The sequence below is a fragment of the Streptomyces sp. NPDC046985 genome (genome assembly GCF_040644415.1).
In the GTDB taxonomy this organism is placed as follows: Bacteria; Actinomycetota; Actinomycetes; order Streptomycetales; family Streptomycetaceae; genus Streptomyces.
In genome coordinates, this window is the sequence record NZ_JBEYWK010000001.1 from 421,988 (window position 1) to 441,466 (window position 19,479).

The 19,479-nt window shown below is 71.4% G+C and carries 13 protein-coding genes and 1 pseudogene; 6 read left to right on the top strand and 8 right to left on the bottom strand.

The genetic code is table 11. The features are described 5' to 3' along the window. The first annotated feature begins 90 nt into the window (after window positions 1–90). Window positions 91–1,740 (top strand): D-aminoacylase, encoded by a 1,650-nt coding sequence (locus tag ABZ861_RS01830; RefSeq protein ID WP_361621960.1) that lies wholly within the window; start codon window positions 91–93, stop codon window positions 1,738–1,740. Window positions 1,741–1,758: 18 nt separating this feature from the next. Here the strand turns inward: ABZ861_RS01830 and ABZ861_RS01835 are convergent, their stop codons facing one another. Beyond that, on the bottom strand, window positions 1,759–2,610 hold the full coding sequence (locus ABZ861_RS01835) for a serine protease (protein WP_361621963.1): 852 nt from the start codon (window positions 2,608–2,610) through the stop codon (window positions 1,759–1,761). Between the two features lie 551 nt (window positions 2,611–3,161). On the opposite strand from ABZ861_RS01835, the gene ABZ861_RS01840 reads away from it, so the two are divergent. The 3 genes from ABZ861_RS01840 (at window position 3,162) to ABZ861_RS01850 (ending at window position 5,551) form a co-directional block, all read left to right on the top strand. Next, entirely contained in the window at window positions 3,162–4,373 is a 1,212-nt protein-coding gene (locus tag ABZ861_RS01840) for a pyridoxal phosphate-dependent aminotransferase (protein WP_361621966.1), read from the top strand. A 144-nt stretch (window positions 4,374–4,517) separates the two neighbouring features. After that, window positions 4,518–4,973 carry a hypothetical protein gene (locus tag ABZ861_RS01845; RefSeq protein ID WP_361621969.1) on the top strand — a complete coding sequence of 152 codons (456 nt, stop codon included), beginning with the start codon at window positions 4,518–4,520 and terminating at the stop codon, window positions 4,971–4,973. Between the two features lie 71 nt (window positions 4,974–5,044). Continuing rightward, window positions 5,045–5,551, top strand: a complete 507-nt coding sequence (locus ABZ861_RS01850) for an N-acetyltransferase family protein (protein ID WP_361621972.1) — start codon at window positions 5,045–5,047, stop codon at window positions 5,549–5,551. 88 nt (window positions 5,552–5,639) lie between these two features. Here ABZ861_RS01850 and ABZ861_RS01855 read toward each other — a convergent pair whose 3' ends face one another. Beyond that, window positions 5,640–5,816, bottom strand: a complete 177-nt coding sequence (locus tag ABZ861_RS01855) for a hypothetical protein (protein WP_361621975.1) — start codon at window positions 5,814–5,816, stop codon at window positions 5,640–5,642. A gap of 256 nt (window positions 5,817–6,072) precedes the next feature. Continuing rightward, entirely contained in the window at window positions 6,073–7,917 is a 1,845-nt protein-coding gene (locus tag ABZ861_RS01860) for a phosphoenolpyruvate carboxykinase (GTP) (RefSeq protein WP_361621978.1), read from the bottom strand. 319 nt (window positions 7,918–8,236) lie between these two features. Between ABZ861_RS01860 and ABZ861_RS01865 the strand changes: the two genes are divergently transcribed. Both ABZ861_RS01865 and ABZ861_RS01870 read left to right on the top strand, forming a co-directional pair. Beyond that, window positions 8,237–8,950, top strand: a complete 714-nt coding sequence (locus ABZ861_RS01865; RefSeq protein WP_361621981.1) for a hemolysin III family protein — start codon at window positions 8,237–8,239, stop codon at window positions 8,948–8,950. Between the two features lie 569 nt (window positions 8,951–9,519). Further along, window positions 9,520–10,251 (top strand): Mut7-C RNAse domain-containing protein, encoded by a 732-nt coding sequence (locus ABZ861_RS01870; RefSeq protein ID WP_361621984.1) that lies wholly within the window; start codon window positions 9,520–9,522, stop codon window positions 10,249–10,251. Window positions 10,252–10,462: 211 nt separating this feature from the next. On the opposite strand, the pseudogene ABZ861_RS01875 reads toward ABZ861_RS01870, so the two are convergent. The 5 genes and pseudogenes from ABZ861_RS01875 to ABZ861_RS01895 all read right to left on the bottom strand — a co-directional run bounded on the left by ABZ861_RS01875 (window position 10,463) and on the right by ABZ861_RS01895 (window position 19,359). Further along, window positions 10,463–12,514, bottom strand: a pseudogene (locus ABZ861_RS01875) (thioredoxin domain-containing protein). 290 nt (window positions 12,515–12,804) lie between these two features. Continuing rightward, on the bottom strand, window positions 12,805–14,490 hold the full coding sequence (gene alsS / locus ABZ861_RS01880) for an acetolactate synthase AlsS (RefSeq protein WP_361621987.1): 1,686 nt from the start codon (window positions 14,488–14,490) through the stop codon (window positions 12,805–12,807). A gap of 178 nt (window positions 14,491–14,668) precedes the next feature. Continuing rightward, complete coding sequence (gene budA, locus ABZ861_RS01885) at window positions 14,669–15,475, bottom strand: acetolactate decarboxylase (RefSeq protein WP_361621990.1); 807 nt, start codon at window positions 15,473–15,475, stop codon at window positions 14,669–14,671. 249 nt (window positions 15,476–15,724) lie between these two features. Further along, a complete protein-coding gene (gene secY / locus ABZ861_RS01890; RefSeq protein WP_361621993.1) occupies window positions 15,725–17,152 on the bottom strand; it encodes a preprotein translocase subunit SecY in 1,428 nt (475 codons plus the stop codon). A 74-nt stretch (window positions 17,153–17,226) separates the two neighbouring features. Continuing rightward, window positions 17,227–19,359 (bottom strand): SpoIIE family protein phosphatase, encoded by a 2,133-nt coding sequence (locus ABZ861_RS01895; protein WP_361621996.1) that lies wholly within the window; start codon window positions 19,357–19,359, stop codon window positions 17,227–17,229. Window positions 19,360–19,479: the final 120 nt, after the last annotated feature.

Below are 19,479 nucleotides of genomic sequence, written 5' to 3' on the forward strand. Positions count from 1 at the left end.
TCCGGTCAGGGACTCCGTCCGCACGTGCTTCACGGACCCCGTCCGCACGTGCTTCATGGACTACGTCCGCACGTACTTCTAGGAGGCGCCGTGGATCCGGTCGAGCGGGGCGGCCTAGCCGATCTCGTCATCCGCGACGCCGACGTGGCGGACGGCACCGGCGCCCCCTCCTACCGCGCCGACGTGGCGATCCGGGGCGGCCGGATCACGTCCGTCGTCAGGGAGGCCGCGGCGGCCGGCTGCGGGCGGCCGCGGGCGCGCCGGGCGCTGGACGCCGAGGGCCTGGTGCTCTGCCCCGGCTTTATCGACATGCACGCGCACAGCGACCTCGCCCTGCTGCGCGACCCGGAGCACGTCGCGAAGGCCGCCCAGGGCGTGACGCTGGAGGTGATCGGGCAGGACGGGCTGTCGTACGCGCCGGTGGACGACGCCACGCTGGAGAAGGTGCGCCGGGCCGTCGCGGGATGGAACGGGCTTGGCGACGACGCCGACTTCACCTGGCGCTCGGTCGGCGCGTATCTGGACCGGCTCGACCACGGCTTCGGCGGCGAGGGCATCGCGGTCAACGCGGCCTATCTGATCCCGCAGGGCACGGTCCGCGCCCTGGCCGTGGGCTGGGAGGACCGCGCGGCCACCGCCGCCGAACTGGACCGGATGCGGCGGCTGGTCGCCGAGGGCCTGGAGCAGGGCGCGGTCGGCCTGTCCTCGGGGCTCACCTACGCGCCGGGCATGTACGCCACGCACGCCGAACTGACCGAGCTGTGCCGGGTGGCAGCCTCCTACGGCGGCTACTACTGCCCGCACCACCGCAGTTACGGCGCCGGGGCGCTGCGCGCCTACCGGGAGATGCTGGACCTGGCCCGGGAGGCGGGCTGCCCGCTGCATCTGGCCCACGCCACCCTGAACTTCGGCCCGAACCGGGGGCGGGCCCCCGAGCTGCTGGCGCTGCTGGACGAGGCGCTGGACGGCGGCGCCGACGTCACCCTGGACACCTACCCCTACACGCCCGGCTGCACCACGCTGGCCGCTCTGCTGCCGAGTTGGGCGAGCGCGGGCGGGCCCGACGCGGTGCTGGCCCGGCTCGACGACCCGCAGAGCGCCGAGCGGATCCGCCACGACCTGGAGACGGCCGGATCGGACGGCTGCCACGGCGTGCCGGTGCAGTGGGAGACGATCGAGGTCTCCGGGGTCGTCGATCCGGCGCTCGCCGGGCACGTGGGGCGCACCGTCCGCGAGACGGCGGCGCTGCGCGGCGAGAGCCCGTGGACGGTCGCGCGCCGGCTGCTGGTCGAGGACCGGCTCGGCACGACGATCCTCCAGCACGTCGGCCACGAGGAGAACGTCCGCGCGATCATGCGGCACCGCGCGCACACCGGCGGCTCCGACGGCATCCTGCGGGGCGCCAAGCCCCATCCGCGCGCCTACGGCACGTTCCCGCGCTATCTCGGGCGCTACGTCCGCGAGTTGGGCGTGCTGTCGCTGGAGGAGTGCGTCGCGCACCTGACCGGGCGCCCGGCGGCGCGGCTGCGGCTGCCGGACCGGGGCGCGGTCCGCGAGGGGTACCGCGCCGACCTCGTCCTGTTCGACCCGCTCACCGTCGCGGCGGGCTCGACCTTCGAGCGGCCGCGCGCGCTGCCCACGGGCATCCCGTACGTCCTGATCGACGGCCGGTTCGTGATCGAGGACGGGCGGCGCACGGACGTGCTCGCGGGGCGGGCGGTCCGCCGCACTCCGGCGTGACCGCCCGCCCCGCCGCCCTTACGGCTTGGGGAGCACGCAGCCGGCGGCGGTCAGGTCGAGCCTGTTGCCGGTGGTGAAGCAGGCGGGGATCTGGTAGGTCTCCTCCGCGTAGTTGATGCCCTCGCGGACCGTCACGTTGCCGTTCTGGTCGACTTCGCAGGGGTTGTCCTCGGTGCAGCGCTCGCCGTCCTCGTTGCCGGTGTTGTTGACGGCGACGACCTTGCCGGTGGCGACGTCGACGACCGGCGAGCCGGAGGTGCCGCCGATGGTGTTGCAGGCGGGGGTGTAGCGGACGGAGTCCTTCCAGGTCCAGCCGCCCTCCTTCAGGCGGTACACGAACCCGTCGACGTTGCAACTGTAGATCCGCTTCCAGTAGCCGGAGACGACCTTGATGGCCGTGCCGGCGACCGGGTGGGAGTCGTTCAGGGTCAGCGGGCTGATGCCGTAGCTGCTCTTGATCTGCGCGTAGCTGCGGGTGAGTTGGTAGATCGTGATGTCCGTGTCGGTCATCGTCGAGTAGACGACCTTGCTGGCGCGCAGCGTTCCGACCTGGGAGCCGGAGGAGTTGAGCAGCCCGAACGAACGGCTGGAGGACTGGTTGACGATGACCTGGCCGGGCTGCGGGAAGCCGGTCTCCAGGCAGTGTCCGTTGGTGAGCACGAGCGCCGGGTCGCTGTCCGCGGAGGCGGGGAAGCGGATCACCGAGCCGGAGCAGTTGCTCAGCGCCACGGTGCCGGCGAAGTCGACCGCCTTGACGGTGGGCGCCGTCTTCGCGGCGCCGCCGCCGCTCTGCTGGGCGGCGACCGCGGGCGCCATGCCGGACCCGGTGATCACCAGGGCGGCGAGCGTGGCAAGGAGAGGCTTGTTCATGTGTGGGGGTCCCCTCTGGCAGACGCGGGCGGCCGGATCTCTTCCGGCCGCTGTTTGTCATGGGCATTGTTGTGTCGGGAGGGGACGGCCACAAGAAGCCCTCACGCGGTCGCGGGTTATCCCTAGCGCTGTGGCCGAAAGGTCCACCGGCGCCTTTCCGGCCACAGCGCCAGGGGCGCCGCCCTGCCGGACGCCTGCTCTCGGCATCCGGCCGCCGGGCCTTGCGGGGCCCGCTCCGGACGGCGGCGAGGCAGCGGCCCGGACGGCCGCCTGGGCAGCGGCGATCCGGCGGTCAACGCGGCGGCCAGGCAGCGGCCCAGGCGGCGGCCGGCGTGGCGACAAGGCAGCGGCCCAGGCGGCGGCCGGCGTGGCGACAAGGCAGCGGCCCAGGCGGCGGCCGGCGTGGCGACAAGGCAGCGGCCGAGGCAGTGACCCGCAGGGCGGTCAGAAGGCGACCTCGCGCGCGCATCCCGCTCCTTCGGCTGATCAGAGGCGGTCAAGTGGCGGAGAACACGAGCCGCCGGGCGTGACCGGCCTCTAAGCTCCCAGGCATGCAGGTGATCCAGTCGACGAAGCTAGCCAACGTCTGTTACGAGATCCGGGGCCCGGTGCTCGAGGAGGCGATGCGGCTGGAAGCGGCCGGGCACCGCATCCTGAAGCTGAACACCGGCAACCCGGCCGCGTTCGGCTTCGACTGCCCGCCGGAGATCCTGGAGGACATCCTCCGCAACGTCTCCACCGCCCACGGCTACGGCGACGCCAAGGGCCTGCTGGCCGCCCGCCGCGCGGTCGTCATGCACAACCAGACGCTCGGCATCGAGACCGACGTCGAGCACGTCTTCATCGGCAACGGCGTCTCCGAGCTGATCGTGATGGCGATGCAGGGGCTGCTGGACGACGGCGACGAGGTCCTCGTCCCGGCGCCGGACTACCCGCTGTGGACCGCCGCCGTCTCGCTGTCCGGCGGCACCGCCGTGCACTACCGCTGCGACGAGCAGGCCGACTGGACGCCCGACCTCGCCGACGTGGAGCGCAAGGTCACCGACCGCACCAAGGCGATCGTCGTCATCAACCCCAACAACCCCACGGGCGCGGTCTACGACCGGGCCGTGCTCAAGGGCCTCACCGACATCGCCCGGCGGCACAACCTGCTGGTCTGCTCGGACGAGATCTACGACAAGATCCTCTACGACGACGCCGTGCACACCCCCACCGCCGCGGTCGCCCCCGACCTGCTGACGCTGACCTTCAACGGCATGTCCAAGTCGTACCGGGTGGCGGGCTACCGGGTCGGCTGGATGTCGATCTCCGGACCGCGCGCCCACGCCGACTCCTACATCGAGGGCCTGACGATCCTGGCGAACATGCGCCTGTGCGCGAACATGCCGGGCCAGCACGGCGTGGTCGCCGCGCTCAGCGGGCGGCAGACCATCAACGAGCTGGTGCTGCCGGGCGGCCGCCTCAAGGAGCAGATGGAGGTCGCCCACGAGCTGCTCACCCAGATCCCGGGCGTGACCTGCGTACGGCCCAAGGGGGCGCTGTACCTCTTCCCCCGCCTGGACCCCAAGGTCTTCAAGGTCAAGGACGACCGGCGGATGGTGCTGGACCTGCTGCGCCGGGAGAAGATCATGGTCGTGCAGGGCACGGGCTTCAACTGGCCGGAACCGGACCACTTCCGGGTGGTGACGCTGCCCTCGGTCGACGACCTGCGGGACGCGGTCGGCCGGATCGGCAGCTTCCTGGACGGCTACGGCCAGATCTGAACCTGGGCGGGACCCAGACCGGGCCCCTCGCCTCACTCCGCCCCCGCTCACCGACCGCGACACCACGGACCCGTTCCGCGAACCGACTCAACTTTAGACGAATTCTAAGCTAGGATGTCTTCTGTCAGCGCACAGGAGGCCCCCATGTACGAGCCGATCCGCACCAAGTCGGTCCACCGGGCGATGGCCGGCGCTTCCGCCGACTTTCCGCACCGCTCCCGCGAGGAGGAGCTGGACGTCCAGCTCGCGGGCCATCTCGCGGCGCTGCTCGCCACCACGGACGAGCTGCGCGCGGAGGCCCCCTCCGCCGACCTGGACGCGGCGGCCGAGCGCCTGGCCGGGCAGGTGGCCCGGCTGCGCGGCGGCCGCGGCCCGGTCCGCGCGGCGGGGACGTCGGGCGCCCGCGGCTACCGTACGGCGGCGCTGCACCGGCAGGCGCACACCCTCGCCGGACGCGCGCTCGTCGTCGCCGCGTCCCGGGCGGACACCGCGGCGGCCATCCTGGCGGCCGAGCGGATGGACGCCCACGCCGCCGCTGCCGCCGGGCCGGAAGGCCGCCAGGAGTTGAGCGGCGCCGCCCGCGAGCCCCTGCCGTCCTGACGGAACGGTCCCGCCCGGACGCGTTCACCCGCCGGGGAAGCGGGCCCCGGCGTGATGCGAGGATGGCCGGCGTGACCCGACCCGCCGCCGTCGTCCGGCCCGTCCGCCGGCACGACCTCACCGCCGTGGCCGCCATCCACCGGCATTACGTGCTGCACAGCGTCGCCACCTTCGACGAGGTCCCGCGGCCGCTGGAGGACTGGGAGCGGAGGGCGGACGACCTCGCCGCCCGCGGACTGCCGTTCCTGGTGGCCGAGGAGGCGGACGCCGTCGTGGGCTTCGCCTACGCCGGGCCCTGGCGCCCCAAACCGGCGTACCGGCACACCGTGGAGGACACCGTCTACCTCGCGCCCGGCGCCACCGGACGCGGGCTGGGCTCCGCCCTGCTGGGCGCCCTGGTCGACGCCTGCGCCGCGGCGGGGGCGCGCAGCATCGTCGCGGTGATCGCGGAACCGGGCGGCGAGGCGTCCACCGCCCTGCACCGCCGCCATGGCTTCACCGACGCAGGGCGGCTGACCGGCGTGGGCCTCAAGCACGGCCGCACGCTCGACACGGTGCTGCTGCAACGCACTCTCTGACGCGCACGGGCCCGGCGGGGCGATGTGCGGCGGCGCCCGGCGGATTCCGCAGCGCCCCCGGAGCGCCGCCCGGCTCGGCGGCTCCGGGTCAGCCGAAGATCACCACGAAGATCACGAAGACCACCAGGATCGCCAGGACCACCGCCCAGACCGGCCAGGCGCCTTTGCTGTGCGGGTCCTCGGGGCCGCCGCCGCGCGGCCGGTCCTCTTCCAGGCCGGAGTCCTCCGGGCGGTCGTGCTTGTAGAAGTCACCGTCTCCAGCCATGTCAGCTCACGCTCCTTCGCCGGGGACGCCCCGGGTACCCGGAGCGGATCAGGCCATACGGGGCGAACCGATCACGCGACGCGTGAAGCGCCGAAGAGGCCGGACGCGCACCCCGTGGCGGACCCTTGAACGGGTCCGGCGGGTGCGCGTCCGGCCTCGTGCGGCGCCGCGCCGCGGCCGGCCGGTGCGACAGAGCAGGTCAGGGCCACGTCGCGGCCGGCCGCGGAGTTCTGGGCGGGCGAGCGGTCCGGGCGGTTCAGCCCAGGCGCTCGACCAGCGCGCGGTACTGGTCCCACAGCTCCTTGGGCGTGTGGTCGCCGAAGGTGTTCAGGTGCTCGGGGACCAGGGCGGCCTCCTCGCGCCACACGTCCTTGTCGACGGTGAGCAGGAAGTCCAGGTCGGCCTCCGAGAGGTCCAGGCCGTCGGTGTCCAGCGCCTCCCGGGTCGGCAGGACGCCGATCGGGGTCTCGACGCCGTCCGCCTTGCCCTCCAGCCGCTCGACGATCCACTTCAGCACGCGGCTGTTCTCGCCGAAGCCGGGCCAGACGAACGCGCCCTCGTCGTTCTTGCGGAACCAGTTCACGTAGTAGATCTTCGGCAGCGCGGACGCGTCGCCGTCGCGCTGCGCGGCGGTCTCGCCGAGCTTGATCCAGTGGCCCATGTAGTCGCCCATGTTGTAGCCGCAGAACGGCAGCATGGCGAACGGGTCGCGGCGCAGCTCGCCGACCCTGCCCTCGGCGGCGGCGGTCTTCTCCGAGGCCACGTTGGCGCCGAGGAAGACGCCGTGGTTCCAGTCGAAGGACTCGGTCACCAGCGGCACGGCGGACGCCCGGCGGCCGCCGAAGAGAATGGCCGAGATCGGCACGCCCTTGGGGTCCTCCCACTCGGGCGCGATGATCGGGCACTGGGCGGCGGGCGTGGTGAAGCGGGCGTTGGGGTGCGCGGCCGGGACGCCCGACTCGGGCGTCCAGTCGTTGCCCTTCCAGTCGGTGAGGTGGGCCGGCGTCTCCTGCGTCATGCCCTCCCACCACACGTCGTTGTCGTCCGTGAGGGCGACGTTGGTGAAGACCGAGTTGCCCCACAGCGTCTTCATCGCGTTGGCGTTGGTGTGCTCGCCGGTGCCGGGCGCCACGCCGAAGAAGCCGGCCTCGGGGTTGATCGCGTAGAGGCGGCCGTCCGCGCCGAAGCGCATCCAGGCGATGTCGTCGCCGACGGTCTCCACGCTCCAGCCGGAGATCGTCGGCTCCATCATGGCGAGGTTGGTCTTGCCGCAGGCGCTGGGGAAGGCGGCGGCGACGTACTTGGCCTCGCCGCGCGGCGGGGTCAGCTTCAGGATGAGCATGTGCTCGGCGAGCCAGCCCTCGTCGCGGGCCATGACGGAGGCGATGCGCAGCGCGTAGCACTTCTTGCCCAGCAGCGCATTGCCGCCGTAGCCGGACCCGTAGGACCAGATCTCGCGGTCCTCGGGGAAGTGCGAGATGTACTTGGTGGAGTTGCACGGCCAGGGCACGTCCTCCTGGCCCGGCTCCAGCGGGGCGCCGAGGGTGTGCACGGCCTTGACGAAGAAGCCGTCCTCGCCGAGTTCGTCGAGGACCGGCTGCCCCATACGGGTCATGGTGCGCATGGAGGCGGCGACGTAGGCGGAGTCGGTGATCTCGACGCCGATCGCGGACAGCGGGGAGCCCAGCGGGCCCATGCAGAACGGGACGACGTACATCGTCCGGCCCCTCATCGAGCCGCGGAAGAGGCCGCCCCGGCCGTCCGCGCCCTGGAAGACCTCCCGCATCTCGGCGGGCGCCGTCCAGTGGTTGGTGGGACCGGCGTCCTCCTCCTTCTCAGAGCAGATGAACGTACGGTCCTCGACGCGGGCCACGTCAGAGGGGTCCGAGGCCGCGTAGTACGAGTGTGGGCGCTTGATCGGGTCGAGCTTGCGGAACGTGCCCTTGCGGACCAGCTCCTCGCAGAGTCGCTCGTACTCGGCCTCGGATCCGTCGCACCAGACCACACTGTCCGGCTGGGTCAGTTCGACGATCTCGTCGACCCACGAGATCAGTTCCTGGTGGTGGGTGGGGACGGAGGGAGCCGCGATGTCGCGCGCCACGATTGCTCCTAAATGAGGGGGTTTTTGTCTTGTCGCCCCGTGGGGGCCTCGACCCGGACGCTTCGGAGCCGCTCATCCGGTGCCGACCGCACTCATTTGATCATCCGACTCCTCTGCCCATCTGTCCATAGGGCCGCACAAGTGAGCGGCGTGAGGTATGCCACGGTTTCCACGGTTCTTTGCGTTCGGGTGGGGTCCGGCTGAAGAATTTTTTGCGCACGACCCCTTCGTCCGCACTCGGGTGCGCCCGCACATGAGCGACGCCGCTCACGCTGCGCGCTGACGCCGAACCTACGGTGACGTAGGTACCATCTGATCCATGACTGCGTCCGCCTCCGACGCGCCCTTGGACCCGCCGGCCGGCGGCCGCGGTCCGAAGGCGCTCTCCCTGCCTCATCCGGTCAAGCCGAAGCTGCGCGGCTGGCTGCACCTGGGCATGTTCCCGGCCGTGCTCATAGCGGGTCTGGTGCTGACCGCGCTCGCCGACTCCACCCGCGGGCGAGTCGCCTGCGGCGTCTACGTGCTCACCGCCTGCCTGCTGTTCGGCGTCAGCGCGCTGTACCACCGGGGCGACTGGGGCCCCCGCATGGGCGGGGTGCTGCGCCGCCTCGACCACGCGAACATCTTCCTGATCATCGCCGGCACCTACACGCCGCTGGCCCTGCTGCTCCTGCCCGGCGCCACGGGCACGTGGCTGCTGTGGGGAATATGGGCGGCGGCCCTGGCCGGCATCGTCTTCCGCGTCTTCTGGGTCGGCGCCCCTCGCTGGCTCTACACCCCCTGCTACATCGCCATGGGCTGGGCGGCCGTCTTCTTCCTGCCGGACTTCCTGCGCGCCGGCGGCATCGCGGTCCTCGTCCTGGTGATCGCGGGCGGCCTGCTCTACAGCGCGGGCGGCGTCGTCTACGGCATCAAGCGCCCCAACCCCTCCCCCCGCTGGTTCGGCTTCCACGAGGTCTTCCACTCGTTCACCCTGGCGGCCTTCGTCGTCCACTACGTGGGGATCTCGTTGGTGGCGTACCAGCACGGGTGAGTGGGGGGGGCTGGGCGCGGGGTGCGGTGGGGTTACGTTCGCCGCGACGTGGGTCTCGGGTGGGCCGCCCTGGCCGTGGGTTCCCGGTCCGGCTGTGGGTTCTCGGTCCGGCCGTGGACTCCTGGTTCCGCCGTGGGTTTCCGGTTCGGCCGTGGGTTTCCGGTTCGGTCGCGGGTTCCGGGCCTCGGGTCACCCAGGTGGCGGAGGCCGGGCTGTGACCTCATGCCGTTCGTACGCTCCCCCGGCCCGATGCCCCCGGCACCCGACGCCGCCCGCGCGGGGCGAGCTGGCAGCCGCGACTGCCTGACGGCGTGCGCTGACCCCCGACGCCGCCCGCGTGGGGCGAGCCCTCCGCCGCCCCCGCCGACCGTCCGCGGCTGAGGATGGCCGGATCTGGGCCCTGGCCATGTCCCTGATCGGCGGGCTGCTGACGACCGCCCGTAAGAGGCCTGGCGGGGCTGCCGGGACGCCCACGCCGACCGGGCCGACCGGGCCTTGGCCGTCCTCCCGGACGGTCCGACGCCGGCGATCGGCTGAGGCCGCGGGCGCGCCCGTGCCATCCTGACCGGGTGAACGGTCCGGAGATCCACGTCGAGTTCGCCCCCGGCCTGGCGCTGTTCGTCCCGCACTCCCGGCGCGGGGGCCCCACCGCCGTCCGCACCGACGGCGTCTCGACGCTCGGCCATGTCGTGGAATCCCTCGGCGTGCCGCTGACCGAGGTCGGCGCGCTGGAGGTGGACGGCCGCGCGGCGCCGGTCTCGCACGTGCCCCGCGCACAGGAGAGGGTGCGCGTGAGCGCGGTCGAACGGCCGCAGCGGGTCCCCGGCGCGCCCCTGCGCTTCCTCCTCGACGTGCACCTGGGCACCCTCGCGCGTCGGCTGCGCCTCCTCGGCGTCGACACGGCGTACGAGTCGACCGACATCGGCGACCCGGCGCTCGCCGCTCGCTCGGCGGCCGAGAAGCGGGTGCTGCTCAGCCGCGACCGCGGCCTGCTGCGCCGCCGCGAGCTGTGGGCGGGGGCCTTCGTCTACAGCACCCGTCCCAGCGACCAGCTCGACGACGTCCTCGACCGCTTCCGTCCCGGTCTGCGGCCCTGGACACGCTGCACCGCCTGCAACGGCCTGCTGCGGCAGGCCCCCAAGGAAGAGGTGGCGGACCAGCTCGCCCACGGCACGCGGCGCACCTACGACGTCTTCGCCCGATGCCGGGACTGCGGCCGCGCCTACTGGAAGGGCGCCCACCACGACCAGCTCGAAGCGATCGTGCGGCAGGCGATGAGCATAGGCGCCGACGAGAGCTGAGGCCCGGCAGACCCGCCGCGCTCAGCCCGTCATCGCGGCGCGCGCCAGCGGCCTCGCCCGGCACGCGCCAGCGGCGCCGCGGTCACGCACGGCGCGCGTCAGCCGCCCAGTACGGCGCGCACCCGCTCTGGTCCGACGTCTGCGGCGGGCACCAAGCGGCCTGCGCTCGCGCGTAACGAGCGCCAGCGGCCCACCTCCCGCGTCGCGCGCGTCAGTCGTCCAGTGCGGTGCGCAGCCGCTCCGGGTCCGTCGTCGGGGCGGCGCAGACGAAGCGGCGGCAGACGTACGCCGCCGGCGTCCCGTCCACCAGGGGGCGGTCGGCGAGGAGGGGGAACTCGTCGCCGTTCGGCGGGCCGCAGGCGACGACGGCGCCGGGCGCGGCGCCCAGCAGCGCGGTGCGGTGCAGGGCCCGCGTCCGCTCGTCGGTGGGCGAGGGGCCGACGACGGCGACCTCGCGCGGCCCGTCGAGGAGCGCCTCGGCGGCGGCCAGTCCCCAGCCGATGAAGCGCGGGACGCGCGGCCCGAGCGCGCGGACGACGCCCAAGGCGCGCTCGGCGGCGGTGCGGTGGACCTCGGAACCGGTGTGGGCGGCGTAGCCGAGCAGGGCGGACGCCGCGGCGGTCCAGCCGGAGGGGGCGGCGTTGTCCGTGGGGTCCTGGGGCCGCCGGATGAGCCGTTCGGCGTCGGCGGCCGTGTCGTACAGGGCGCCGGAGTCCGGGTCGGCGAACCGGGTGAGGATCTGGTCCAGGAGCAGGCCCGCGAAGTCCAGCCAGACGCCCTCGGCGGTGACCGACGCGAGGACGAGGAAGCCCTCGGCGACGTCCGCGTAGTCCTCCAGCACGCCGGAATGGACGCCGGCGCGCCCGCCCCTGCTGGTGCGGGACAGCCCGGCGTGCTCGTCCAGGTGCAGGCGGACGAGCAGGTCGGCGGCGCCGACCGCGGCCTCGACCAGGTCGGGGCGGTCGAAGTAGGCGCCGGTCTCGGCGAGCGCGGCGACCGCCAGGCCGTTCCAGGCGGCGACTGCCTTGTCGTCGCGGCCGGGCGCGGGACGCTCGGCGCGCCGGGCGAGCAGGCGGCGCCGGATCGACTCGACGCGCTCGGCGTCGAACACGCTCTCGGACTGCGGCAGTCGCAGCACCGAGGCGCCCTGCTCGAAGGTGCCCTGCTCGGTCACGCCGAAGTAATGGGCGGCCAGTTCGGCGTCCTCGTCGCCGAGGGCGTCGCGAAGCTGCTCCGGGGTCCAGACGTAGTAGGCGCCCTCGACGTGCCGACCGGTTCCGTCGTCGCTGTCGGCGTCGAGGGCGGAGGCGAACCCGCCTTCGGCGGTGCGCAGTTCGCGGACCATGAAGTCGGCGGTCTCCAGGGCGACCCGGCGGGCGAGCGCGGAGCCGGTGGCGCGCCACAGGTGGGCGTAGACGCGGCACAGCAGCGCGTTGTCGTACAGCATCTTCTCGAAGTGCGGCACGGTCCAGTCACGGTCGACGGAGTAGCGGGCGAAGCCGCCGCCGAGCTGGTCGTAGAGGCCGCCGCGGGCCATGCGCTCGCAGGTGTCCTGGGCCATCTGGAGCGCGCCCTCGGCGCCGGTGCGGGCGTGGTGGCGCAGCAGGAACTCCAGCACCATGGACGGCGGGAACTTCGGCGCCCCGCCGAACCCGCCGCGCTGCGGGTCGTATTCGCGGGTGAGCCCGAGGAGCGCCTGCGCGAGTTCGTCCTCGCCGGGGGGCTGCGGGCCGCCGTAGTCGATCTCCCGCTGGGAGAGGTCGCGCACGATCCTCCCGGCGACGCCGGCCACTTCCTCCCGCCGGGTCCCCCACGCCTCGCGCACCCCTCGCAGCACCTGCCGGAAGGAGGGCATCCCGTGCCGGGGCTCGGGCGGGAAGTACGTGCCGAAGTAGAACGGCTCGGCGTCCGGCGTGAGGAACACGGTCATCGGCCAGCCGCCCTGCCCGGTGGCCGCCTGCACCGCCTCCATGTACACGGCGTCGACGTCGGGCCGCTCCTCCCGGTCGACCTTGACGCTGACGAAGTGCTCGTTCAGGTATGCGGCGGTGTCGGGGTCCTCGAAGGACTCGTGGGCCATGACATGGCACCAGTGAACTGACAGAAGCTATAAGTGACAGGACGCATAGCCCACACTCAAGAGGATGGGCACGTCCCGCCGCTTCGCTTCTGTCATCGCCTCCTCTCCCCAAGGCCACCAGTCCACAGGATTGGAGGCGTGCTGGAGCAGATAAGGCGACTGGGAGTCGGCCAGTCGATTCATACCGTCATCGTCGCACGATCCGGAGCGTCCGGCCCCGTAATCGAGGGCCCGACCCGGAAGTAATCAAATGTGCGCAGTAAGTAACCAAGAGGGTCCGTCTCCCGCCGCGGAGGAGGAAACACGCCCGAGCGATCTCGGTCTTTCGGGGCAGGCCCGCCGGCCTGGCGCCGCCGCACGGGCTTGCCCGCCTCTAGCCGGCATGGCCTTCTTGTTCGCATATTCACGCATCTCAGACGAACTGCACGTTCATTGCGCAGAGGACGAAAGAGGCTCGCTGACGCGACACATGGTCATTCGAGAACGCCGTCATGCAGTTGAGCGAAGAGATCGGTGTTATGCGTGTAGTCGACGTGGACGTCAATGACAGTGACGCCGGGCTCCCCCAGGAGATCACGGTCCAGCGCGGTCTTGAGCTCGGTCTCGAATTCCTGCATGGAGTGGACCCGCACTCCCTTCCCACCGAAGGCGCCGGCGTATTGGACGATGTCGTAGTCGCCGAGCTGCACCCCCGACTTCCGCCCGTACTTCAGGAGTTCCTGGAATCCCACCATGTCGTAGGTGTTGTCACGCATGATGATGTGCGTCAGGCGCAGGCCGAGACGCTTCGCGGTCTCGAGTTCCTGAGCGCTGAAGAGGAATCCGCCGTCACCGGAGATCGACACGATCTGTGTCCGGGGCCGGACGATGCTGGCGGCCATGGCCCAGGGCAGCGCCACCCCCAGGGTCTGTTGACCATTGGAGAACAGCAGGTGCCCAGGCTGGTACGCACGGAAGTGACGGGCCGTGTAGATGTAGTGAGAGCCGACGTCGCAGACCACGGTCGCGTCGTCGTCGACGTGCTCCCTGATCTTCAGGACTACCGCGGCGGGATTCAGACCTGCGGCGGTCGCCGATTCGATCTGGGCCTCCCTGTCAATGCCACGCAGTGCGGCGCGTTGCTCTGCGATGGCCGCGTTGGCCTGCTCTCCCAGCCGAAGTCCGCTCACAAGCCGGCCCAGCTCGTTCAGGGTCGAAGCGACGTCGCCGCGCAGTTCCAGGGCGGGCTGGTAGTGGTTGTCGATGTCAGCCGGAAGCGCGTCGATGTGGATGATCGTCCGGTCAGGGTCGGTGTTCCACAGGCCCGGATCGTATTCGACCGCGTCGTAACCGACGGTGACCAGTACGTCGGCCTTGGCGATCACGATGTCGCCGGGCTGGTTGCGGAACAGGCCCACGCGCCCGAGGAAGTGGCCTTCCAGCTCACGCGAGACTGCTCCTGCGGCCTGGAACGTCTCCACCACCGGAAGATCCGTTCCGTCGATGAGCGTGTGGAGCGCCGCGCACGCCTTGGCGTCGGCCGCTCTGAGGCCGACGAGCAGTGCGGGTCGCTCGGCGCCCCGGATCAGTCGGGCCGCGCGAAGGATCTCGTCTTGCGGGGCGGGGCCGAGCGCGGGGACGGGCAGCGGTCGTGTGATCTCGGCGGAGGTCAGTGCGCTGAGGACGTCGGCGGGCAGGATCACCGCTGTCGCGCCGCGCGGCTCGGTGAGCGCGGCGCGCAGGGCGTCGGCGAGGGCCTCGCCGACGTCGTCGGGGTCGTCGACCTCCCCGACGAACTTGGTGAACGGCCGGAGCGCGGCGGTGGCGTCCATGGACTGGTGGGTGCGCTTGAGACGGTCCGCCCGCGGTACGGCCCCGCACAGTGCGACCATCGGGTACTGCTCGGTGTTCGCGGTGATCAGTCCGGTCAGCAGATTGGTGGTCCCCGGCCCGGAGGTGACCACCGCAGCGCCCGGCGTGCCGGTGAGGCGGCCCACGGCGGCGGCCATAAGGGCCGCGTTCTGCTCATGCCGGCACACCACGAGTTGGGGACCGGCATCGACCAGGGCGTCGTAGACGGCATCGATCTTCGCTCCGGGAACGCCGAAGACATAATCGACGCCGTGCGCGGTGAGAGTCTCGATCGCGCGCTGCGCGGAACGGACGGGCTGAGCACTCATTCAGTTCCACGGCCTTTCGGATGCAGAGGTCGACTCGGATGCAGAGGTCGACTCGGATGCAGAGGTCGACTCGGATGCAGAGGTCGACTCGGATGCAGAGGTCGACCTCGACGGCCGGCTGTGCCGTCGTCGAGGTCTTTCTTCTCTTCCTTCACGCGTCGGGGGCCGTCCGCACGGCTCAGCCGCCCTCGGCTCGGTGGATCTGCCGGGCGAGGCCCTCCGAGTCCAGGTCCGACGCGAGGAACTGCCGCGTGCGCGGCAGGCTCAGGTGCAGCTCGGACTGGGAGCTGATCTCGATCACCCCGTCCTCCAGGCGGTAACCGAGGACGTGGCCACCGTGCCGGTAATCGCCCTCGATGAAGTGCAGGTGGTAGCCGACGACCGAGATGTCGTGCTCGAAATCGGGGGTCCGGAAGCCGGCCACGGTTCCGTGCACGTCGTGGAAAGTGCTTTCCTGCTGCTTCTCGGCGACGTCCGTCAGGGACGGATAGGGGGGTTGCTGCCGCATCACGGTGCGGGTGCGCACTTCGCCGAACGTCCCCCCGATACGTATCGCGTAGATGAGGTTGTCGCTGCCGAGCGCCTTGTCGATCAGAGCGGTCACAGCGGCCTGGTCCGTGCTCTCCTTCACCGGGATCGTCGTCTCAGGCCGGAACCAGGTGACGGCGGCGAACGGAGTGAGGTCACCGGCATCGGCGATACTGGCGCTGCCGTCGGCACGCAGCCGGTAGCAGGTCCCGTCGAGTACGACCATCTCGCCGTCGAGGCGGTTGAATGTGCCCAGGCCGAAATCGCCGTGCCGGAGCAGCTCGCCGATCGTCACGTCGCCGTCGTAGACGCCGTCGATCAACGCCCCCATGGTCGAGGTCTGAAAGATCTCGCCCGCCTGCGGCACGTCACGACCGCCGCGCGTGCCACGCACGTGAGCCAGCATGGTCCGCGCCCATGCGCGGAACACAGCCTGCGGGTCCTCCAGCGCGCCCATGTCCGCCTAGCCTTCCGGAGTTCCGGTTGCGGCGGATCCGAGCGGCGCCGACCACATGCACTCAGGTCGTCCCCACGACCGCTCTCCGCACGCCGGACTCCCTCAGTCTGCCCCCACCAACTGCCCCGCCGCATCTCGGCCGGCGCCGCCGAGCCATGCGCGGCGCTCGCCTCTCCGCGTGCTGAGCGGCTCCTCGGCCGGGCGCCGGTTGCCTGGCGCGGTGAGGGTCTCTTCACCCCGGCGTGAACATCATTGCAGAAATCCCTTGTATCGGTGCTGTTCCACCTGACTGCCGATCTGCTTCACGGTCTCCAAGCCGACGCTGACGATGATCAAAATGCTCGTGCCGGTCAGCATGTTCGCGCCGCCGAAAGCACTGAAGGCGACGGTGGGGACCAGGGCGATGAGGCCGAGATAGAGGGATCCCGGCCAGGTGAGCCGGTTGAGCACGTATCCCAGGTAATCGGCGGTGGCACGCCCAGATCGAATACCGGGGATGAATCCACCTGCCTGCTTGATGTTTCCTGCCACTTCATCGGGATTGAAGGTGATCGCGACGTAGAAGAAAGCGAAGAAGACTATCAGGAGGAAGTACGCGGCCACGTAGAACGGATGGTCGCCGCGGACGAGGTTCGCCTTCACCCAGGTCGCCCATCCGGATCTCGAGTCGGAGAACTGCGCGATGAGCGCCGGGACGTAGAGAAGCGACGAGGTGAAGATGACCGGCACGACACCCGCCTGGTTGATCTTGAGCGGGATGTACGTGGCCGCCCGGCCGTACGACTTGCGCCCGACCACCCGGCGCGAGTACTGCACGGGAACGCGGCGCTGCGCCTGCTCGACGAAAACGACCAGACCGACCATGGCGAATCCGACGATGATCACGATCCCGAAGGCGAACCAACCGCCCGCGATCGTTCCCTCCTGCTTGACGGTCCACAGCGCCCCCGGGAACGTCGAGGCGATCGAGATGAAGATGAGCATCGACATGCCGTTGCCGACACCGCGCTCGGTGATCAGTTCACCGAACCACATCACGCACGCGGTTCCCGCGGCGACGGTGATGACCATGGTGACGGCGGTGAAGACCGAACGATCCGGCACGATCTGGTTCGCTGTCTGGCAGCCCGGAAAGAGCACGCCGCTGCGCGCCGTCCCGACGAGACCCGTGGCCTGAAGAACGGCCAGCGCCACCGTCAGATAACGCGTGTACTGCGTGATCTTCCCCTGGCCGGACGCGCCTTCCTTCTTGAGCGACTCCAGCCGCGGGATTACCACTGTGAGCAACTGAAGAATGATGCTGGCGGTGATGTACGGCAGGATTCCCAGGGCGAGAACAGTGATCTGCAACAGGGCGCCGCCGCTGAAAACGTTCACCAGTCCGAACAGCGGCCCGTTCGCGACGGAATCGACGCACGCCTGCACGTTCCGGTAACTGACACCCGGAACGGGTATGTGCGCCCCCGCTCGGTACAGCACGATGATGCCGAGCGTGAAGTAAATCTTCTTGCGCAGGTCGGGGGTCTGCACAACCTTGACGAGCGCGCCGAGCACAATGTCCTCCCACACGGGCACGTCGAGGATCGGCGTCAACCGCGACCCGTCGCAGCAGTGCTGCACGCTGCCCGCATCACCTATCTTCACTTGCGTCATCCGGGCGCGCACGCCGACCGCCACACCGCTGCTCAGCCGCGGATGCCCCCGGACCGCGAGGAGACGATGAAGAACGACTCGGCCCGGCTCGGCTCGGCTCACAGCGTGGCGAGTGCGGGGGCGGGGGCGGGCACAGTGGCCGGTGGGAGGGCGAGTTCGGCCCAGATGGTCTTGCCTTCGGACCGTTGCCGGGTGCCCCAGCGCTCGGCGAGCTGCGCCACGATGAACAGTCCGCGTCCGCCCTCGTCGAAGGTGCGGGCACGGCGTAGGTGAGGGGCGGTGTTGGAGCCGTCGGACACCTCGCAGATCAGGGTGTCCTGGCGGATCAGGCGCAACTGCACGGGGCTGCCGCCGTAGCGGATGGCGTTGGTGACCAGCTCGCTGACTACGAGTTCCGCGAGGAACGCCGCCTCCGGCAGACCCCAGCGCGCCAGTTGCAGCGAGGCCAGGTCGCGGGCGCGGGCGACCTCGGAGAGATCCTCCAGCAGCTCCCAGGCGACGGTGTGCCCGTCGTCCAGGGCCCGGGTGCTGGCGACGACGAGGGCGATGTCGTCGCGGGTGCGGTCGTCGACCAGCCGGTCCAGTACGTGGTCGCAGGTCTCCTGCAACGAGGGCTTCGGCTCGGACAGGACTTCGAGCAGGCGCTCGAGGCGCTCGTCCAGGCAGTAGCGGGGGGATTCGACGAGGCCGTCGGTGTACAGAACGAGCAGACTGCCCTCAGGCAGATGCGTCTCAGCGGTCTCGAAGGGCAAGCCGCCCACACCCAGCGGGGGACCGGCCGGGAGTTCGAGGAACAGGGCGCCCTCCCCGGGGCGCACCACGGCCGGCGGGGGGTGGCCGGCCCGGCCGGCGGTGCACCGCCGCGAAATCGGGTCGTAGACCATGTACAGGCAGGTCGCGACGAAATCGCCGACATCCGCATCTGCGACCGCGTCCTCGCCCGAGCCCGCCGGGGTGGGAGCGGCCTCGCTCTGCAGCCGGATGACGATGTCGTCGAGGTGGGTGAGCAGCTCGTCGGGCGGGAGGTCGATGTCGGCGAGGGTGCGCACCGCGGCACGCAGCCGCGCCATCGCCGCCGAGGCACGGATGCCGTGCCCGACCACGTCGCCCACGACCAAGGCGACCCGGGCCCCGGACAGCGGGATCACGTCGTACCAGTCGCCCCCCACGCCCACCTCGACGTCCGCGGGCAGATAGCGGGCGACCGCCTCCATGGCTGGCTGCGGCGGTACCACCTGGGGCAGCAGGCTGCGCTGCAGTGCCACCGAGGTGGCGCGCTCGTGGGTGTAGCGGCGGGCGTTGTCCACGCACACAGCGGCCCGCGCCGCGATCTCCTGCGCGAGCAGCACGTCGTCGGCGTCGAAGGGGTCCCGGTGCCGGGAGCGGGTGAACAGTGCCGCACCGAGGGTGACCCCGCGGGCGCGCAGCGGGACCGCCAGAACGGAGTGCGGCGCCTGCGTGCCGGTGCCGTTCGGATCGGCGGGCCAGCACTCCTCGCCGTCTGCGGCGGGGGCGAGCTGCCCGTGCACGGGGACGCCCCGTAGCAGGCTCAGGGCCGGCATCGAGCCCCTGCGGTAGGTGACGGTACTGCTGTCGGGCGGTGCGGCGGCCGAGAGCGCGGTCGGCACCGACCGGCGGGCGGCGCGACGCAGGGTGACCGGGCCCGCGTGCGGCCCTGGCGCGGGCTCCTCGCCCTTGAGGACGGGATCGAAGAGGTCGACCGCGGCATGGTCCGCGAAGCGGCGCACGGCGACCTCGACGAGCTCCTCGGCGGTGCGGGCGACGTCCAGGGTGCCGCCGACCCGGGTGCTGGCCTCGCTGAGCAGCGTGAGCCGCTCCCTGGCCACCATCAGGCCTTGCAGGCTCCTTTCCGCGGCGATACGGGCGCGGCAGACGGCCAGGCTGACCAGGACCGAGGCGATCAGCGCGGTGATGACGGTGATCCGGCTGGCGTGGGACATGGACGTCAGCAGAACGCCGAAGGCAAGGATGCCGACGACCAGGTTCGCCAGGCCCAGGATCAGGGTCTGCCGCAGCGGCAGCAGAGCGGCGGCCACGATCGGGATCAGCGTTGAGTACTCGGCCATCCCTATGATCTGGATGCCCGCGGCGGCCAGCGCCAGTCGCGCGCCGGCGACCACCGCCACGGCGATCAGCAGGGTGACGAAGACGGCCCGGACGGACGGGGCGGCGGTCCGGGCCCGGCGGGGTACCGGCGGGGTGCGGTGCATGGCGTCCTCCTCAGGCTGGCTGCCGAACGGCGAGGCGGCCGGGAAGCGGGCGGCCGGTGGCATGCGTGCGGAGCTGCAGGCGGCCGGTGAAAGCGCTGTTCACAGGCCGTTGGTCAGACC